At 66.4% G+C, this 17389-nt stretch carries 17 protein-coding genes and 1 pseudogene; 3 read left to right on the forward strand and 15 right to left on the reverse strand.

Annotated features, from left to right (window positions below; all coding sequences use genetic code 11):
- Positions 1–39: 39 nt before the first annotated feature.
- Positions 40–1872 carry a histidine kinase N-terminal 7TM domain-containing protein gene (locus NDO75_RS06850; protein WP_310905405.1) on the forward strand — a complete coding sequence of 611 codons (1833 nt, stop codon included), beginning with the start codon at positions 40–42 and terminating at the stop codon, positions 1870–1872.
- Between the two features lie 47 nt (positions 1873–1919).
- Here the strand turns inward: NDO75_RS06850 and NDO75_RS06855 are convergent, their stop codons facing one another.
- Entirely contained in the window at positions 1920–3047 is a 1128-nt protein-coding gene (locus tag NDO75_RS06855) for an RNA ligase (RefSeq protein ID WP_310905406.1), read from the reverse strand.
- Between the two features lie 127 nt (positions 3048–3174).
- Between NDO75_RS06855 and NDO75_RS06860 the strand changes: the two genes are divergently transcribed.
- A complete protein-coding gene (locus NDO75_RS06860) occupies positions 3175–3861 on the forward strand; it encodes an RNA ligase partner protein (protein ID WP_310905407.1) in 687 nt (228 codons plus the stop codon).
- Positions 3862–3894: 33 nt separating this feature from the next.
- Here NDO75_RS06860 and NDO75_RS06865 read toward each other — a convergent pair whose 3' ends face one another.
- The 7 genes and pseudogenes from NDO75_RS06865 to rpl7ae form a co-directional block, all read right to left on the reverse strand.
- Positions 3895–6924: an FAD-linked oxidase C-terminal domain-containing protein gene (locus tag NDO75_RS06865; RefSeq protein ID WP_310905408.1), complete on the reverse strand. Its 3030-nt coding sequence runs from the start codon at positions 6922–6924 to the stop codon at positions 3895–3897.
- Between the two features lie 182 nt (positions 6925–7106).
- Positions 7107–7709, reverse strand: a complete 603-nt coding sequence (sod, locus tag NDO75_RS06870; protein ID WP_310905409.1) for a superoxide dismutase — start codon at positions 7707–7709, stop codon at positions 7107–7109.
- 210 nt (positions 7710–7919) lie between these two features.
- A pseudogene (locus tag NDO75_RS06875) lies at positions 7920–8323 on the reverse strand (hypothetical protein).
- A gap of 522 nt (positions 8324–8845) precedes the next feature.
- The gene (gene ndk, locus NDO75_RS06880; protein ID WP_254764394.1) at positions 8846–9310 is read right to left on the reverse strand and encodes a nucleoside-diphosphate kinase; all 465 of its coding nucleotides are present in this window, start codon (positions 9308–9310) and stop codon (positions 8846–8848) included.
- The gene (locus NDO75_RS06885) at positions 9307–9678 is read right to left on the reverse strand and encodes a 50S ribosomal protein L24e (protein WP_310905410.1); all 372 of its coding nucleotides are present in this window, start codon (positions 9676–9678) and stop codon (positions 9307–9309) included. The genes ndk and NDO75_RS06885 overlap by 4 nt, the downstream gene beginning before the upstream one ends.
- Positions 9678–9902, reverse strand: a complete 225-nt coding sequence (locus NDO75_RS06890; protein ID WP_004214009.1) for a 30S ribosomal protein S28e — start codon at positions 9900–9902, stop codon at positions 9678–9680. Before NDO75_RS06890 ends, NDO75_RS06885 begins: the two co-directional genes overlap by 1 nt.
- Positions 9903–9913: 11 nt before the next feature.
- The gene (gene rpl7ae / locus NDO75_RS06895; RefSeq protein ID WP_006090865.1) at positions 9914–10276 is read right to left on the reverse strand and encodes a 50S ribosomal protein L7Ae; all 363 of its coding nucleotides are present in this window, start codon (positions 10274–10276) and stop codon (positions 9914–9916) included.
- A gap of 292 nt (positions 10277–10568) precedes the next feature.
- Between rpl7ae and NDO75_RS06900 the strand changes: the two genes are divergently transcribed.
- Positions 10569–11048, forward strand: coding sequence for an SHOCT domain-containing protein (locus tag NDO75_RS06900; protein ID WP_310905415.1), 480 nt, complete (start codon positions 10569–10571; stop codon positions 11046–11048).
- A 36-nt stretch (positions 11049–11084) separates the two neighbouring features.
- On the opposite strand, the gene mnhG is transcribed toward NDO75_RS06900, so the two are convergent.
- Genes mnhG through mbhE form a run of 7 tightly spaced genes read right to left on the reverse strand, consistent with a single transcriptional unit; the run spans position 11085 to position 17367 of the window.
- Positions 11085–11450 carry a monovalent cation/H(+) antiporter subunit G gene (gene mnhG / locus NDO75_RS06905; RefSeq protein ID WP_310905416.1) on the reverse strand — a complete coding sequence of 122 codons (366 nt, stop codon included), beginning with the start codon at positions 11448–11450 and terminating at the stop codon, positions 11085–11087.
- A complete protein-coding gene (locus NDO75_RS06910; RefSeq protein WP_310905418.1) occupies positions 11447–11737 on the reverse strand; it encodes a monovalent cation/H+ antiporter complex subunit F in 291 nt (96 codons plus the stop codon). The genes mnhG and NDO75_RS06910 overlap by 4 nt, the downstream gene beginning before the upstream one ends.
- The gene (locus NDO75_RS06915; protein ID WP_310905419.1) at positions 11730–12335 is read right to left on the reverse strand and encodes a Na+/H+ antiporter subunit E; all 606 of its coding nucleotides are present in this window, start codon (positions 12333–12335) and stop codon (positions 11730–11732) included. Before NDO75_RS06915 ends, NDO75_RS06910 begins: the two co-directional genes overlap by 8 nt.
- Complete coding sequence (locus NDO75_RS06920; protein ID WP_310905421.1) at positions 12335–13993, reverse strand: proton-conducting transporter membrane subunit; 1659 nt, start codon at positions 13991–13993, stop codon at positions 12335–12337. The genes NDO75_RS06915 and NDO75_RS06920 overlap by 1 nt, the downstream gene beginning before the upstream one ends.
- Positions 13994–14048: 55 nt before the next feature.
- Positions 14049–14402 (reverse strand): sodium:proton antiporter, encoded by a 354-nt coding sequence (locus NDO75_RS06925; protein ID WP_310905422.1) that lies wholly within the window; start codon positions 14400–14402, stop codon positions 14049–14051.
- Positions 14399–14863, reverse strand: coding sequence for an MnhB domain-containing protein (locus NDO75_RS06930; protein WP_310905423.1), 465 nt, complete (start codon positions 14861–14863; stop codon positions 14399–14401). The genes NDO75_RS06925 and NDO75_RS06930 overlap by 4 nt, the downstream gene beginning before the upstream one ends.
- Positions 14860–17367 (reverse strand): hydrogen gas-evolving membrane-bound hydrogenase subunit E, encoded by a 2508-nt coding sequence (gene mbhE, locus NDO75_RS06935; protein WP_310905425.1) that lies wholly within the window; start codon positions 17365–17367, stop codon positions 14860–14862. Before mbhE ends, NDO75_RS06930 begins: the two co-directional genes overlap by 4 nt.
- Positions 17368–17389 lie beyond the last annotated feature (22 nt).

The raw sequence follows: 17389 nt of genomic DNA on the forward strand, positions 1-17389 counted from the left end.
GCCACAGCATTTTATAAGATTGCAGAGAGAGTAGCTTTGATGGCAACCGGTCACGACGCGATTCTGACGATGTACGGACTGTCGGCAGTCGTCGGAATCGCGCTCGGCGTCGTCGTGTGGCGTCATCGCGAAAAGCGGGGGGCGATCCCGCTCTCGCTGTGTCTGTTCGCGACCGCCGTTTACTCCGGATCGCTGTTCGTTGCATCGGCCGTCGACAGCGTCGCGATTTCTACGTTGATGGTCCAAACGCTGTTCATCGGCATCGGCACGAGCATCGCGACGATCTTTCTGTTCGTCCTCGAGTATACCGGTCGCGAACGCCTCGTCACGCGAACGACGGTCGCGATACTCGCGATCGAACCGATCGTCGTCGTCGGACTCGTGTTTTTCAACCCGGGAAACGTCTTCTTCGAATCGGTCGAGCCGGATCCGGGATCGCTGACCGGAATCGAGATCGAGTGGGGAATCGCGGTGGGCCTTCACGTTCTCTACTCGTATGTGGTGATGGTGGCCGCGGCAGTGCTCGTGCTCGAGTTCCTCTATCGCTCCCGGTCGGTGTACCGCGGTCAGGCTGCGGCCTTGCTCGGCGCGACGATCATTCCAACGGCGGCGAACATCCTCTACGTCGCGGAGGTGTTTCCGTTCGATCCGATGCCGATCGGCTATCTGATAACCGGCACGCTGTTTACCGTCGCGATCTTCCGGTACCAACTAGTCGACATCGTCCCAATCGCTCGGGATCGCGTCCTCGACAACGTCACTGACGGTGTCTTCGTCCTCGACCGCGAGGACAGGATCATCGACACCAACCCCGCCGGACGGGAGATGCTCGCGGATGTGGAGGGCTCCGCGATCGGCCTCGACATCGATTCGATATTCGCTGACCTCCCCGAACTGCGCGACCTCTATTACGACCTCACGGCAGACACCGTCGAAACCGAACGCGAACTGGCGCTCATGGGCGGCCACTACCATATTCGGGTGACGCCGATCGACGACGGCCGCGATACCCACGTCGGCTGGCTGTTCATCGTCCGCGATGTCACCGAACGCAAGCGCCACGAGGAGCAACTCGAGCGCCAGAACAAGCGCCTCGAGCGGTTCGCCGACGTGGTGTCACACGACCTTCGGAATCCGCTGTCCGTCGCCGACGGGTACGTCGACCTCGCGCTCGAGACCGGCGACGTCTCCCACCTCGAGAAGGTTCAGCGGTCACACGACCGCATGGAGGCGATCATCGACGACGTGCTCGCGCTCGCTCGAGAGGGCGAATCGGTAAGCGAGACCGAACCTCTCGAACTGGCTGCAGTCGCCCGGCAGGCCTGGGAGAACGTCGATACCGCTGACAACGCGCTGTCGATCGACGGTTCCGCGGTGGTCCTCGCCGACCGGACGCGACTGCTTCGCCTGCTCGAGAACCTGTTTCGGAACGCCGTCGAACACGGTTCGCCAAGCCCCGCTTCGCAGGCTCAGCAGGACGCTGTCGAACACGGGGGACCGACGGACGGCGCTGCGAATACCGACGACGCGACCGAGTCGGTACCACCGCTGACGGTCTCGGTCGGCGTCCTCGGAACGCCGGTTTACGGGTTTTACGTCGCCGACGACGGCCGGGGACTGCCCGACGACGGCGAGCGTATTTTCGAGCAGGGGTATACGACTAACGAGGACGGCACCGGGTTCGGACTCTCGATCGTCGAACAGATCGCGACCGCTCACGGCTGGTCGATCGACGCCACCGAGAGCGAGGCGGGGGGTGCCAGATTCGAACTCGCCGGCGTCGAGACGACGGACTCGAGCGATGCGGTTCCCGGTTCCGAGTCCGTTCGCGGGGCGGATTCGACCGTCGAGACGCCGTCGTCCGGACCGTAACCCGTCGTGGCGGGAATCGATGGATACCCGCGACTGCGACTCGTCCGCTACTCGTTTCGCGACCCGCCGTTCAGGTAGTACCCGATCCGATCGCGGCTCGACTCGGCCACCTTCACGAACTCGACGACGCGCTCGCCGTCTTCGCGGCGATCGTCCTCGAGGTCGATGGTCATCGACTGATTGTGGAGGTGGGCGAACAGCGCGTCGATCGCGTCCGGATCGCCGCGGACCGTGTGCCGCTCGCCGACGGGCTCGCCGTCGGCTACGTCCCGAATGGTCGCCACCATCGGGCGGAGGATCGACTCACCGAGGTTCCGCGCTCGCTCCTGCAGTCGGTCGTCGTCCTCGTCGAACTCGGCGGCCTGAAACGCGTCGCGAACGATCCGAGAGAAGACGAAATCGCGGCCGTAGTCGAACGGCAGCGAGAACGCGTAGGCGAGTTCGGCGTGGTGCTGAGACTCGGTCGTATACTTGACCATCGCCGTCCCGTCGCTCGATTTGATGACGATCCCCTCTCGACCTGCGCTGTCGAGTTCGTCGATGGCGTTCCCGGCCACGTCGGCGGCGTCCGACGGCTCGGCCCACCCGAACAGCCGCGGCTGGCCGAAGTCCAACGTTGCGCACAGTTCGCGCCGCTCGGCCACCGGGAGCGGATCGCCGGACTCCCGGTCGCGGACGTCGAACACCCGGAAATCGTGGGAGTCGACGTTCGCGTAGTCGTGAGTCGTGTAGGGGGTCTCCGGCCCGATCAGTTCGGCACAGATCGTCTTCTCCGGGTACGCAGCGAAAAAGTCCTCGAGCGCCAGCAGGTCGCGCGCCCGCGCCGTGGTGTACGGACAGACGTAGCCGCTTCGGGTGAACGCGAGGGGCTCTCCCACGTCGGCGATCCGGACGTTGAACCCGTCGAGTTTCTCCTCGATCGCGACGCGCTCGCCCGCTTCGAAGAACGACGGAACGCCGGGGTCGAGCACCAGAATTCGCGGCACGCTCGGATAGCCGCGGACCACGGCATCGCTCTCCTCGACGATGACGGTCCCACGCTCGAGGCCGTGGCGCGCGGCGGTGAGGACGTGGTGGGTCCGCCCGGCGACCGACCGCTGCTCGAAGTGCTCGAAGAGGTCCTCGGCGTCGCCGGTGGTGGCGTCGAGCCGCTCGAGGTAGGCGTCCCGATCCATACGTCGTCCGACGACGCTCGCGGTGAAAAACACCGGGTGGGTCGCCGATCCCCACGAGCGGTCGGCCGACCGCTGCGGCGACCCGACTGGGATGACACCTATGTGGATTACCGTCCAACCGACTACTATGCCCGGGGAACTGCCGCGCCAACGGTTCGTCCTCGACACCTCGCTGTTCATCACCGAGGAGATCCGCGCGGACGACGAGTCGCTCGAGGACGCCGTGGAGCATCTGCTCGACCTGATCGCGACCGCCCGGCTCGAGCTCAACATCTCCTGTTACGTGCCGCCGTCGATCCACGACGAACTCGCGACGATGCTGCGCGAGCGCGACGTCGACGAGGAGGTGTTCTCCCGGCTCGATACGTGGGTCGTCCGCAAGAGCCCGGATCGGTACGGCGTCACGATCCCGGCGAACGTCGTCTACAACTTCATCGACGAGATGAGCGACCGGGTGGATCGCGGCCTCCGCGTCTCGGAGAAAGCGATCCGCGAGGTCGAACAGCTCGATCCGGACGAGCTCACCGCCGGCTCGGACGCGGAGGAGCGAAACGAGTACATGACCGACGCCGACAGGATCCTCTCCGACCTGCGGGACAAGTACCGCCGCGCCCTCCGACAGGGCGTCCTCGACTCCCGGGAGGACTTCGACCTGCTGATCCTCGCTCGAGAACTCGACGCCGGCGTCGTCACGGAGGACCGCGGGATCATCTCCTGGGCCGACGAATTCGGCCTCCGGTACGTCCGGGGCGGCCAGTTCCCGACGCTGCTCGAGGAGTACCAGCGCGCGACCGGGCTCGAGGACGAGGGGTGACCGGTCGTCGTTCAGCGACGGCCCCAGGCAGCCTTACCGCTCCGCCTCGAGCCCGCGTGCGAGCAGCTCGACGGGGTGTGCCGGCCGGTCGTAGCCCTCGAAGTCGCCGATCTGCGTGCGGCAGGAGGTGCCCGGCGCGACGACGGTCGAGTCCGCTGCCACTGCATCGCGGGCTGCGCTGTCCTCGAGTTGCTCTCGCAGCAACGAGCCGATCGCTTTTGAGAGGTCGTGGTGTTCGGCCTCGTAGCCGAAGCTGCCGGCCATGCCACAGCAACCCGAATCGACGGGGTCGACGGCGTAACCGGCCCGTCGGAGGACGCCGACGGCGTGGTGGTCCGCGCCGCGGGCCTTCTGGTGGCAGTGGCCGTGGAACGTCAGCGCGGTGTCCGTCGTCTTGCGCTCGTCGAAGGGAATTTCCTCGTCCAGGCGGTTCTCGTCCAGATACTCGCAGACGCCGTAGGAGTCGGCCGCGAGCGTTTCGACGCGGTCGTCCCCGAGCAGCGAGCGGTACTCGTCGACGACCATCGCCGCGTCCGAGGGCTCGACGAACAGGACCGACCAGCCGCGCTCGAGGTACGGCTCGAGGTCGTCCAGCAGCGCACGGCCCTGGTCGGCCGCGACCTCGAGCATCCCCTGGGAGTAAGCCGCGCGCCCGGTCGGCCCCAGCTCGGGGACGGCGACGTGGATCCCCGCGGCCTCGAGGACCTCGACGGCGGCCTTCCCGACCGCCGGATTCGAGTAGTTGGTGTCCGTGTCGGGGTAGAGGACGACCCCCGCGGTCGCGGTCTCGGGATCGACGCGTGAACCCCGATCGTCGTACCAGTCGACCAGCGTCTCCCGTCGAAACGTCGGCAGGGTTCGGTCGGGCGCGATTCCGACGGTCTTCTCGAGGAGGCTCCGCGCGCCCGGCAGCTCCGTCGCGCGATTCGCCAGCGGTGCGAACGTGCTTCCCAGCGACGCCAGGCGATCGACGTTCGCGAACAGGCGCTCCCGGCGGCTCGTTCCCTCGCGCTCGTGGTACTGGTGTTTGACCTCGGTCTTGAGCTTCGCGAGGTCGACCCCCGTCGGACAGTCGCTCTGGCAGCCCTTGCAGCCGATACAGAGGTCGAGCACCTCCGTCTGGAACCGCTCGCCGTACAGTTCCTCGGGGTCGATCTCGCCGCTGATCGCCGCCCGCAACAGGTTGGCTCGCCCACGCGTGGTCGCGATTTCCTCCTCGGTCGCCCGATACGTCGGACACATCACGTCGCCGTCGGTCTGCCGGCAGGTGCCACAGCCGTTGCAGAGCTCCACGAGGTGCGAGAAGCCGCCGTCGTCGTCGAAGTCGAGCGCCGTTCGGGGCTCGAGCGAGGCGTAGTCCGGCCCGTACCGGAGGTGCTCGCGGATGTCGGTCGGATCCTCGTTGCGGTAGACGACCTTCCCCGGGTTCAGCCGCCAGTCCGGATCGAACGCCGACTTGAGTTCCTGAAAGGCCGACCAGAGATCCGGACCGTACAGCTTTGGGTTGAACTCCGTCCGCGCGAGGCCGTCCCCGTGCTCGCCAGAGAACGACCCGTTGTGTTCGACGACGAGGTCGGTCACGTCGTCGGCGATCGCGCGCATTTTCTCGACGTCGTCCCCCTCTTTGAGGTTCAACACCGGCCGGATGTGAAGCGTGCCGACGCCCGCGTGCGCGAAGTAGGCGGCCGTGGTGTCGTGGTCCGCGAGGATCTCCTGAAACCCCGCCACGTACTCGGCGAGTTCCTCGGGCGGAACGGAGGCGTCCTCGACGAACGGGTACGGTTTCGGATCGCCCTCCATACTCATCAACAGCGGGATCGCGGCCTTCCGGAGTTTCCAGAGCTTCTCCTGCTTCGCCGGCGAGAACGCCTCGAGCGCATCGAAGGCTGTCCCTTCGTCCGCGAGCCGGTCGGTCGCCGCGGCGATCGCGTCCGGGAGGTCGTCGACCACTTCGGAGTCGAACTCGAGCATCAGTGCCGCCTCGGTCCCGTCGGGAATCGGCTCCGCGTACTCGGCGTACTCCGTCGACTCGGCGGCGAGGCGGAACACCTCTCGGTCCATCAGTTCGACCGCGCTGGCCTCGCACGCGAGAGCGTCGGGGACGGCCGCGAGCGCCTCGAGCAAGTCGTCGTAACAGAGTACGGCGAGGGCGGTCTCGTCGGGTCTAGTCACGAGCGAAAGCGTGGCCTCGACGACGACGCCGAGGGTTCCCTCCGCGCCGACCAGCAGCTTCGAGAGATTCATCACCCGGTCACCATCTGCGCGCTCTCTGACGACTTTCTGCAGATTGTACCCGCTGACGCTGCGCTTGAGTTCCGGATACCGCGACTCGATCTCGTCGGCGTTGTCCTCGACGAGCGCACGCACCGTCCGGTAGATGGCAGCCTCGCGGTCGTCCCTCGAGACGATTCGCTCCCACTCGGGACTGTCGAGGACGATATCTCGCGTCCGGATCAGCGAGCCGTCGGCGAGGACGACCTCGCACTCCTCGACGTATGCGTCCGTGATCCCGTAGCGCACCGAGTGCGCTCCCGTCGAGTTGTTGCCGATCCCGCCGCCGATCGTCGCCCGGTTCGACGAGGCCGGATCGGGCGCGAATCGGAGCCCGTGGGGCTCGAGCGCGGCGTCGAGATCGTCCTGGACGACCCCCGGTTCGACGACGGCCCGCTGTGCGTCCGGATCGATGTCACGAATCGCGTCCATGTGGCGCGACAGGTCGAGGACGACACAGCCCGGGCCGACCGTCTGGCCGGCCAGCGAGGAGCCGGCCCCGCGGGGCAAGATCGGCGCGCCGTGGTCGGCCGCGACGCGAACGGCCGTCCGCACGTCGTCAGTGTCCCGCGGAAAGACGACGCCAGCGGGTTGTGCACCGTAGATGCTGCCGTCCGTCGCGTAAAGGACGCGCGTGTACTCGTCGAAGCGAACGTCGCCGTCGCAGGCGGCTCGCAGGTCGTCCGCGAGCGCGTCGCCGGAATCACTTCGGTCTACCTCGCTGAGCGGTCGCGGTGACTGTCGCTCCCGATCCTCGGCCCTCGCGTCGACGCTGCTGTCCTCGGCGGCCATATGAGACGTGAAATCGTCCCACACCCAGTTAAACCATGTCAGTCACTCACAGTACATGTGTTCTGGGGCGAGCGCCGGGGGTGGATCGGCGATTCCCGCAGCTCGAGCGATGGCGGCGCTATCGGTACGACGACGCTAAAGAAAGACGGGATTGACTGGCTCGTCGCTCGGCTACTGGGGCGTTACTCGAAGTGGTCGAGGCAGGTCTGGTACTCCTCTGCGGCCTTCTCCCAGTTGACGACGTCGAAGAAGGCGTCGATGAACTCGCCACGGTCCGGACCGTAGTCGTAGTAGTAGGAGTGCTCCCAGACGTCCAGCGCGAGGATGGGGTGGGAGCCCCAGAGCGCGCCCTGGTCGTGTTTGTCGACCGCGACGTTGCGCAGCTGCTTTGCGACCGGGTCGTAGACCAGCAGGGCCCAGCCGCCGGCGGCACCGGCAGCGGCCTCGAACTCGCCCTTCCAGCCCTCGTAGGAGCCGAAGTCTTCCTCGATGCGGTCGGCGAGGTCGCCCTCGGGTTCGCCGCCGCCGTCGGGGGACATGTTCTCCCAGAACAGCGTGTGGAGATAATGCCCACAGCCGTTGTGGGTGACGTTGCTGAGGGCCCCGGGGGTCGAGCCGAAGTCGCCCGACTCGCGGTTCTCCGCGAGAGTCTCCTCAGCAGCGTTGAGGCCGTTGACATACCCTTGGTGGTGGGTGTCGTGATGCCAGGTCAGTACCTGCTCGGAAATCGACGGTTCGAGCGCATCGTAATCGTACGGAAGTGGTGGAAGTTCGTGGTCAGCCATAGTATGCACCTCACTGTCTGTATCGGTATCTCGCTTGTTAAGTTTTGAGGAGTGAGACGATATCACACCTCATAAAGTCGGAGCCGTTACGTCGTGCGATTTACCGACACGTCAGTGGACCCCACCACGGGCTCTGTGTTAAACCTTTCAGCACCCCCGACCGAAGGACCCGTCCAGCGGTCGTCTCCGGTGGTCGCGGGATCGACCGGACTACGCGATTTCTTTGTGATACGCGTGCTCGAGCCACTCCTCGAGCGACGGCTGACTCCAGTATCGCACCGTCTCGCTCCGCCGATCGTGTTCGAGCAGTCCTGCGTCCTCGAGTTTCGGCAGGTAATATGCTGGAGCTCCATCCGTACGTCCGATTCCGTTGCGTCGGGATCGGTATCCGGACCGATAGTCGTCGCCCCGTCCGTCTCCGTCGAGTCGGCCGATCGCTCGAGGGCGATCACGTTTTCAGTGAGACTCTCGATCGATGCGACGCCGTCCGGTTGCTCGTGGAGATAGTAGAGCGCGTACCGCCGTCGGCTGTTCGAGAGCAGTTCGAAGACGAGATTGAGCGACGGTGTCACCTCCGCTGTCAGTGTTGCCGCCTCTCCCTCCGTTTCACGCATCCGCGAACCACCTACCGTGTGTTACCATTCGAAACCACCATCCCCCTCTTCTACAGCCGCCACATTAGATGTTACGTCTACCGGGAAACGTACCTGTGTTATATCCGTGACTATTCATCGAGAGCATAACGTTGGGATCGCGCTCATTCCGCCGGATAGTGGGCGCTAAACGGATAGAGTGTCGAATACTTGCCTTCTGTAGTGAACGAATACAACGGCATGATATCACCGTTCGATTTGGATTGCTCCGTCCGGATAGCGAAACGGTGTCTTTTTTCCTCATTTTCGGTGCCCGTATATTTCGCTATGCGAAATCGATCGTGTTCGCGTACCCGGTCGGACGGCCACAGCCGATCAGGACCTCCGTTACCGGCGTCTACTGCTCCAATCGAACGACGCGATGATGGTTCCGATAGCGAGAGCAACGGCTCTCAGCCGGACCAGCGGATCTGTCGAAAAATCGGTGTGATAAACGCGATTGACTCGACGCGACTCGTCGGTGTCGTCAGACTGAGTCGATCGTTACTCGTAGAGCCACTCGGCGTCGTGTTGCTCGTAGTCGATCAGTTCGTCGTCGTCGAAGTGGATCGCGATCTCGCGCTCGTTCGCGCCCTCGTCCTCGTGGTCGGCGGCGTGAACGACGTTCCGACCGAGGTCGAGTGCGTAGTCGCCCCGGATCGTGCCGGGCGCGGCCTCGAGCGGGTCGGTTTCGCCGATCATCTGGCGGACCTGTCGGGTCGCGTCCTGGCCCTCCCAGACCATCGGGACGACCGGCCCCGAGGTGATGAAGTCGACGAGGTCGTCGTAGAACGGCTTGTCCTCGTGTTCGCTGTAGTGTTCCTCGGCCCGCTCGCGGGGCATATTCTCGACTTTGATGCCGACGAGCTTGAGCCCGCGGTCCTCGAGTCGAGAGACGACTTCGCCCACGAGTCCGCGCGCGAAGGCGTCGGGCTTGACCATCACGAAGGTGCGCTCGTGATCGCTCATGCTTCCTCGGCCTCGGTTTCCTCGGTCTCGTCGGCGGTTTCGTCCCCGGCGGCTACGTCTTCCTCGTCCTCGTCGACGGGTTCGTCCTCAGACTCGGACTCGGTTTCGAGGTCCTCGTCTGCCTCGGCGTCGACCGCTTCGGTCTGATCGGCTTCCGCTTCGGCGGATGTGTCGGCCTGTGCGGAGGTTTTGCCGCGACGCCCTTCCTCGGTCCACTCGAGGTCGCGCGGTTCGCGCCCGAGCTTGAAGTTCTTCTCCGCCTTCGAATCGACGAAGTGGAGTACGGTGCCGTCGTTCTGGACGTACATGATGCCCGTGCCGGGCTCGATCTCTTCGCCCGTGTAGTCGCAGGTTCGTTTCTCGACCATTATTGTCCACCGATGGAGTCGGCCTCGCGGGCGGTCTCGCGAAGCTGGAGTACGTCCCCTTCGCGGACCGGCCCGAGGCAGTTCCGGGTGATGATGCGTCCCTGGTTCTCGCCCTCCTGAATTCGGCACTTGACCTGCATGGCTTCGCCGTGCATGCCGGTCTTGCCGACGATCTCGATGACCTCGGCGGGCGTAGAGCCGCTTTCTTCCTCTTCAGCACTCATCTCTGATCACCTCAGTCGAGGTCCTCGACCTTGTCGGCGATATCCTCGACGTCGTCTCCCGCCTCGCCGGCGTCGACGATCGCCGCGGCGGCCGAGCCGACCTCGAGGCCGGCGGCGTGGCCGACGTCGTCCTGCGTCTCGATGAAGACGACTGGAATGCCCTTTTCGTCGGCGAGCTCCGGGAGGTGCATCACGATCTCCTCGGGCGAGACGTCTTCGGCGACGTAGACGAGGTCGGCGTTGCCGCGCTCGATGGCCTTCGTCGTTTCGTTCGTTCCTTTCTTTACGCGTCCGGTGTCTCGTGCGACCTCGAGCGCCTCGAGGGCGTCGTCGGCGAGGTCGGCTGGGATGTCGGTTGTGACGTATACTGACATTGGTTGTTCACCTCTCCTACGCGTGGGCTCGCGCTCCCCTGCCGTCCGGGCGCTGGGACCCGGGCCGGGTTCGACCCGGCGGAAGTCCTGTGAGGCTAGGAGCATCATCAACCCCGCGTAGGGTGTACACCTCAGTAGCGCTGCCCCCCTTAAAAGCGTGTTCAAACGATCGCAGCCGTGCAATCGGTCCGCATAGGGTCGTGGATCGTCAGTCTGTTTCCCGAGACGCCGCTGCGCGTGGGCGATCCCTCGAGCCACCAACGTATTTCCGATCCGCGTCGAATACGCACCTATGAACGGGCTCGAGGGGAGCAATCGGCGCGGGACGGAGGACGATTGGCGAACCAGACTGCGCGAGAACGCGACCGGGATCGCGTCGATGCTCGTGACGGCGTTCTGGCTCGGCGCGATGGTCACCGGCCAGGACTGGTGGCTCGCGGCGCTGCTCGTCGGCTACATCGCCGTCGTACCGCTGGTCGCGCTCCTGTTCGGCGACGAGGAGGACCGCCGCGAGTGGGTCGACGACTACGCGCCCGGCGAGACGGAATCGGCATCCGACTCCGAGACGGCCGATCGGACCGTCGACCGCGATACCCGGGACGCCCTCGAGACGCTCCGCGAACGGTACGCCGCGGGCGAACTCACCGACGAGCAGTTCGAGCGCAAACTCGAGCGGCTGCTCGATACGGAGACGCTCGAGGACGCCGAGGCGTGGACTCGAGCGCGCGATCAGAACGCGGACCGCGGTCGAGAGCCCGAATACGAGCGGTGAGGTCGGGCGTCGCTGCTCGAGCACGGATACGTCGAGTCAATCGTCAGTCGGCTCGGCCTCGTCCGACTGGTCGGGTCGATCGACAGCCGACGCGTCGGGCCAGGTGACGCTCCCGAGGAAGGAGATGCCGATCCGTTCGGCGGCGCGGGCGATCATGTGCGAGCCGGTCGGCACCGTCAAGAAGAGAAAGACGATGCCGATGAGTGCCGTCAGTCCCTCGGATCCGGGGCCGAACTCGACGAAGCCGGCCAGGAAGATCGCGGCGGTGCCGAGCGTCGTCGGCTTGCTCGTGGCGTGCATCCGGTTGTAGACGTTCGGCAGTCGAAGTAGACCGATCGTGCCGACGGTCAGGAAGAACACGCCGACGACGACGAGCGCGACGATGACGATATCGTGAATCATTCGATCACCTCGCCTTCCGTGACGAACTTGGCGACCGCGACGGTCGCGATGAAACCGATGATCGCGAGCACGAGGCTCACCGTGACGAACAGCCCCCGGTCGGTCAACAGGGCGAACAGCACGGCGATCGCCACGACGTTCGTCGCGATGGCGTCGAGCGCGACCACTCGGTCGGGGTCGGTCGGCCCGCGGATCACGCGGTAGCTACAGAGAACGCAGAGCCCGCTGACGAGGACCAGCGCCGCGCGGATCGCCGTCTCGAGGAACGCCGGGGTCGCCTCAGTCATCGTCCGTCCCTCCGTCCTGGCGGTTCGTAGTACTGTCTCTTTCCCCGCCGGAAACGACGATCTCCGGCGGCGGGTCCGACGGGGAGGCGTCCTCGTCGAACAGTCCGAGCGCGTAGTCCTCCCAGGTGCGGATAGGCTCTGCCATCGCTTCGGGATCGCGGCCGTTGACGCCGTGGACGTACAGCGCGTTGGTCTCCTCGTCGTAGTCGAGCGTCACCGTTCCGGGTGTGATCGTGATGCTGTTGGCGATGACGGTGATGGCGACGTCCGATTCGACCCGGAGCGGCACCAGGATGACCTCGGGTTCGATCGGCATCCCGGGCGAGAGCACCCGGTAGGCGACGTCGATATTTGCCCACAGGAGTTCGCGGGCGAAGGCTCCGAGGTAGAGCCCGGCGTACGGAAGCGACCGGATGCCGCGCCCGAGGTCGACGCGGTCGGCGTAGAGCCGTCGGAAGACGAACGCGACCGGCAGGCCGACGAGCAGCCCCGCGAGGAAGCCGCCGGCCAGTGTCGACGGGGTCAGCGGGAGGCCGCGGACGAACACCCACAGCGTCGCGAAGACGACGCCGGCGACCGGCCACGTTTTCACCTCCATCAGTCGTCACCCCCGTTCGCGCTCGAGTCGGCCAGTTCGCCCGGTTCGACGGGGTCGACGGCCTCGATATAGCCCTCGGTGTCGAGGGCGGCCTCCGCGGCGGCCGTCGCGAACTCGTAGACGGGTTCGAAGCCGACGCCGACGGCGAGGATCGTCGCCGCGAGGACGACGAGGACAGTCACTTCCACGCGGTCGATCGCTGCCGCTTCCACGGCGGGCGTCTGGGCACCCCAGAAGCTCCGGTTCCACAGCCGGGTCGCGTAGGCGATCGTCAGCAGCGACCCGACGAGCAGGAGGACGATCACGGGGCCGGCACCCGCTCGAGCCGCGGCGTCGAAGACCAGCAGCTTGCCGAAAAAGCCCGACAGCGGCGGGATTCCGACGAGCGCGAGCGAGGCGACGAACACCGAGATCGCCAGCGGCGGCGAGTGCTTCGCCAGCCCGCCGAGGTCGTCGAAGCTGCTCGTCCCCGTCGCGGTCCTGACCGCGCCGACCGAGAGGAAGAGCAGCCCCTTCGCCAGCGTGTGATTGAGCGCGTACACCAGCGCGGCGACGATGGCGAGCTGGCGCAGGTCGGGGCCGGTGACCGTCGCCCCGATCGCGACGGGGACGGCGATGAAGCCGACCTGCCCGATGCTCGAGTAGGCGAACACGCCCTCGAGCGAGTCGCGGCCGACGGCCCCGATGCCGCCGAGGAGTATGCTGGCCCCGGCCATGAGGAACAGCGCCGCGCCGACGAAGGCCAGCGGGGAGTCGATCGCGATGCCGGTGGCCGGGATCGCCAGGTCGACCGCGACGTCCGCGTCCGCGAAGACGGTAAAGGAGAGCCGGATGATGGCGTAGATGCCGACTTTCTTCGTCGCACCGGCAAGCAGGGCGGTGATCTGTGGCGGCGCGGCGCGGTAAGCGGTCGGGATCCAGAACTGGAACGGGACGAGGCCGGCCTTGATCGCGAACACCGACAGGAGCAGGCCGAGCAGGCCGATCACTGGCACCGGATCGAGGCCGTAGGCCGCCGGCTCGGCCAGCCGCTGTGCGAGATCCGCCATGTTGAGCGTCCCCGTCGTCGCGTAGATGCCGCCGACGCCGAGCAGGAAGACGGCGCTGGCCAGCAGGTTGAGCGTGACGTACCAGAACGCCGCGCGGGTGTGCTGGGGACCGCCGCTGTAGGCGACGAAGACGTAGCTGGCCATCAGCATCACCTCGAACCAGACGAAGAGGTTGAACAGATCGCCGGTGAGGAACGCGCCCGTCACGCCGAGCGCGAGGAAGTGAAAGAGCGGGAAGTAGTAGCTGCGTCCCTCCCCGCCAGGGAGATGTCTGGTCGAGAAGACCAGCGACGCGACCCCCAGCACGGCGACCATGGTCAGCATGAACGCCGAGAGCCCGTCGGCGACGAGCGTGATGCCGAAGGGGGCCGGCCAGTCCCCCACCTGATAGGTTGCGATCCCCGGCGCGTCCGGTGCGAGGACGACGTACCAGTCGATGGCCGCCACCGCGACCGCGTAGGCCGCGCCGCCGCCCAGGCTCACCGCCGCTCGAGCGCGGGGTCGGCGGCCGAGCAGCAGCGTCGCGACGGCCGTTACGAGGACGATCAGCATCGGCGCGATCACGAGCGCCGAGTTAGCGACCGGCGGCGGCGACGGACCGGCCGTCATAGTCGATCACCCGTCGTTTCCGTCGCCGCCGGTAGCGCCTGTGACAGCTCCGTCGTCATTCGCGATCACCTAACTCCGTCACGTCGAGTGTGTCGTGTTCCTCGTACACCCGGTAGGACAGCACGAGCGCGAACGCAGTCATGCCGAAGCCGATGACGATGGCCGTCAGAACGAGAGCCTGCACCACCGGATCGGCCGTCGTCGGGACGTGCTCGCCGTGGCCGGCCAGCACCGGCACCGACTCGGCGGTCGCGGGCGCGATGCCGCCCATCGACAACAGGTAGAGGTTCGCAGCCTGGCTGACGATCGCTAGCCCCCAGACGACCCGGATCAGGTCCCGCCGCAGCAACAGGAAGGTCCCGAGGGCGAACAGCGCGCCGATCGCCGCCGCGAGGACGACCGCCGTCATTCGGCACCCACCACCGAGAGGATCGTGAGGATACCGCCGACCACGACGCAGTAAACGCCGAAGTCGAACGCCAGCGCGCTGGCCACCTCGAGGTGGTGGTAGATCGGAATCCCCTCGAGAATGACGAACGTCTGCGCGAGGAACGCCTGTCCGACCACCAGCGGTGCGAGCCCGCTGACGACCGCGATCGCGAAGCCGTAGGCGAACAGCCGGCGGTAGGCCACGACGACGCGGTCCCGCGACGGCTCTTTGCCGGGGTCGACGTCCCGCCCGAGGATGCCCCGCTCGAGGAAGTCGAGTCCGTAGGCCATGTAGACGATCGCGAAGGCGGTCGTCGTGAGGACGCCGCCGATGAAGCCGCCGCCGGGGAGGTTGTGACCCTCGATGAACAGCGAGATCGCGACGACGAGGATGATCGGAACGATCGCCCGCGACGTCGTGCGCATGATGACCGTCGTCACGAGTCGTCACCCCGTTCGGTCCCGTTGCCGGTGTCGTCCGCGTCGATATCGGTGGCATCGGCCGCTCCGCCGTCTGCGTGCGTGCCGACAGGTTCGTCCCCGGTCAGATCGTCGTCGAGGAGTTCGTCGCCGCCGCGCGTATCGATCAGGTCGCTGTCGCCGCGGCCGCGCATGACGATCAGCGTCAGGATCGAGATCGCGGCCAGTCCGACTACGACGAGTTCGCCCAGGGTGTCGAACCCGCGAAAGTCGACGAGGGTCACGTTGACGATGTTGGTCCCGCCGCCTTCGGGAACGGCCCACTCGGCGTATTTGCTGGCGATGAGAGTCGGACCGGCGGGCCGCGCGCCGGTCGTGACCAGCACCGTGACGAACGCGGTCGCGCCGACGGCCAGCGAGAGGATGGCGTCGCGGGCGCTCCGCCTGAGCCCGATCGTATACCCCTCCGGGATCTCCTCGATCACGAGCAGGAAGATCACGAGCACCAGCGTCTCGACGACGAGCTGGGTCAACGCGAGGTCGGGCGCGCTCGCGAGGATGTAGAAGATGGCGATCATGAAGCCGAGAATCGAGAGCGTGAGAACGCCCGCGACGTGTGTATCCGAGAGCACGACGGCGAGCGCGCCCACGACCGCGACGAGCAACACGAGCGCGATCGAGGGCGTGGCCTCGAGTCCCAACGCGATCGGATCGAGGGCACCCGCGGCGACGAAACCGACGAGCGCGAGCGCGCAGGTCCCGGCGAGGGTCCACGTGGCGTACGTTCGGAGGAGTCCGTTGTGGACGCGACCCGCGACCCACCGCCCCTCCACGGAGAGGCTGCTGACGACGGCGTCGTACCACCAGTTCGCGCTAATCGGCGGTGCTCGCCGCGGAATTGCGCCAATGGCGTCGTGGAGCCGACCGTAGAACGGGAACGCGGCGACCCCGGCGACGATCGTCACCGCGCTCATCCCGACCGGCGTCGAGTACGACGTCGGAAGGCCGATGTGCATCTCGTGGGGGTCGACCGCCGTCGCCTCGAGAGCGGGCTGGACGACGAGGTCGACGGCGAACTGGGGGTCGACGCTGACGACCGCGGCGAGCAGCGCCAGCAACGCCGGCGGCACGAGCAGACTCACTGGCGGGCTGTGGATGTGGCCGAGTTCGTCCGGCCGCTCGCCGAAGAACAGGGCGAGGAACCGCAGCGAGTAGAGGACGGTGAAGATGCTCCCGAAGACGGCGACGGCGGGATAGAGCCAGCCGAGAGCACCGATCTCGTGGTGGTGGCTCGCCTCGACGGCGGCCTCGTAGAGCAGTTCTTTCGAGTAGAAGCCGTTGAACGGCGGGATGCCGGCCATGCTGAGTGCGACGACCGTCGTGATCGCCGCGGTCACGGGGAGGTCGTGGCGGAGTCCGCCGAGTTTCGCGATCTCGCGGGTGCCCGCCTCGTGGGCGATGATCCCGGCCACGAGGAAGAGCGCAGCCTTGAACAGCGCGTGATTGAGCAGGTGGAAGACGCCGGTCTCCGCCCCGTAGACGGACGTGAAGCCGAAGCCGGCGATCATCAGGCCGAGGTGGCTCGCCGTCGAGTACGCGAGCAGTTCCTTGATGTCCGTCGCCGCGACGGCGAGCATCGCGCAGATCGTCATCGTCGACAGTCCGAGCGTGGCGAACAGCAACAGCCACTCTTCGCCGACGAGCATCGGGCGGACGCGCCCGACGAAGTAGACACCGACCTTGACCATCGTCGCGGAGTGGAGAAAGGCCGAGACCGGCGTCGGGGCCGCCATCGCGTTCGGCAGCCAGAAATGGAGCGGTACCTGCGCGGACTTGGTCGCGGCACCGATGGCGAGCAGTCCGAGTACCGGGAGGAACAGTCCCCGCTCGCGCAGGGCTGCCTGCATCGCCTCGGGGTTCTCGAGCATCGCGGCGAGGTTGAACGCCGACGCGGTGCCGAGGACGTCGCCGGCGACGACCGACAGCAAGAGGAGGCCGACGAGCAGGAAGAGACCGCCGCCGACGGTGACGAGCATGGCCATCCGAGCGGCGTACTGCGAGGAGTCGTCGGCGGTGTAGTAGCCGATCAGGACGAACGACGCGAGGCTGGTGAGCTCCCAGAACAGGAAAATCGCGATCAGGTCGGCGGCCAGCGCGACGCCGACGATCGAGCCCATGAAAGCGAGCAGGGCGGCGTAGTATCTGACGAGGCCCGACTGGCCGTGCATGTACGCGGGTGAGTAGGTGAAGATGAGCGACCCGATACCGCAGGCGAGCAGGGCGAACAGCAGCGCCCAGCCATCGACGTAGAACCGGAGCGCGACGTCCAGCGAGGGAATCCACTGCAGCGCAACGGTTCCTTCGGCCCCATACTGGGTCGCGAGGAGGCCGAACGATACCAGCGCGACGAGGGTCCCCGCGAATCCGGTTCCCTCGCCGAGGACGCGAAAGACCAGCGGCGTGAGCGCTGCGGCGACGAAGGGGAGCGCGACCGCGGCGACGATCACCGCCTGGTCGGGAGACATTCAGTACGCCGAGGATAGGAGA

Origin of the sequence: Natrinema sp. 1APR25-10V2, from assembly GCF_031626495.1 — an archaeon.
Taxonomy (GTDB): Archaea; Halobacteriota; Halobacteria; order Halobacteriales; family Natrialbaceae; genus Natrinema.

Excerpts from the sequence above, each read along its gene's own strand:
- NDO75_RS06850 (WP_310905405.1), top strand. The coding sequence starts at position 40 with ATGGCAACCGGTCACGACGCGATTCTGACGATGTACGGACTGTCGGCA.
- NDO75_RS06855 (WP_310905406.1), bottom strand. The coding sequence starts at position 3,047 with ATGGATCGGGACGCCTACCTCGAGCGGCTCGACGCCACCACCGGCGAC.
- NDO75_RS06860 (WP_310905407.1), top strand. The coding sequence starts at position 3,175 with ATGCCCGGGGAACTGCCGCGCCAACGGTTCGTCCTCGACACCTCGCTG.
- NDO75_RS06865 (WP_310905408.1), bottom strand. The coding sequence starts at position 6,924 with ATGGCCGCCGAGGACAGCAGCGTCGACGCGAGGGCCGAGGATCGGGAG.
- sod (WP_310905409.1), bottom strand. The coding sequence starts at position 7,709 with ATGGCTGACCACGAACTTCCACCACTTCCGTACGATTACGATGCGCTC.
- ndk (WP_254764394.1), bottom strand. The coding sequence starts at position 9,310 with ATGAGCGATCACGAGCGCACCTTCGTGATGGTCAAGCCCGACGCCTTC.
- NDO75_RS06885 (WP_310905410.1), bottom strand. The coding sequence starts at position 9,678 with ATGGTCGAGAAACGAACCTGCGACTACACGGGCGAAGAGATCGAGCCC.
- NDO75_RS06890 (WP_004214009.1), bottom strand. The coding sequence starts at position 9,902 with ATGAGTGCTGAAGAGGAAGAAAGCGGCTCTACGCCCGCCGAGGTCATC.
- rpl7ae (WP_006090865.1), bottom strand. The coding sequence starts at position 10,276 with ATGTCAGTATACGTCACAACCGACATCCCAGCCGACCTCGCCGACGAC.
- NDO75_RS06900 (WP_310905415.1), top strand. The coding sequence starts at position 10,569 with ATGAACGGGCTCGAGGGGAGCAATCGGCGCGGGACGGAGGACGATTGG.
- mnhG (WP_310905416.1), bottom strand. The coding sequence starts at position 11,450 with ATGATTCACGATATCGTCATCGTCGCGCTCGTCGTCGTCGGCGTGTTC.
- NDO75_RS06910 (WP_310905418.1), bottom strand. The coding sequence starts at position 11,737 with ATGACTGAGGCGACCCCGGCGTTCCTCGAGACGGCGATCCGCGCGGCG.
- NDO75_RS06915 (WP_310905419.1), bottom strand. The coding sequence starts at position 12,335 with ATGGAGGTGAAAACGTGGCCGGTCGCCGGCGTCGTCTTCGCGACGCTG.
- NDO75_RS06920 (WP_310905421.1), bottom strand. The coding sequence starts at position 13,993 with ATGACGGCCGGTCCGTCGCCGCCGCCGGTCGCTAACTCGGCGCTCGTG.
- NDO75_RS06925 (WP_310905422.1), bottom strand. The coding sequence starts at position 14,402 with ATGACGGCGGTCGTCCTCGCGGCGGCGATCGGCGCGCTGTTCGCCCTC.
- mbhE (WP_310905425.1), bottom strand. The coding sequence starts at position 17,367 with ATGTCTCCCGACCAGGCGGTGATCGTCGCCGCGGTCGCGCTCCCCTTC.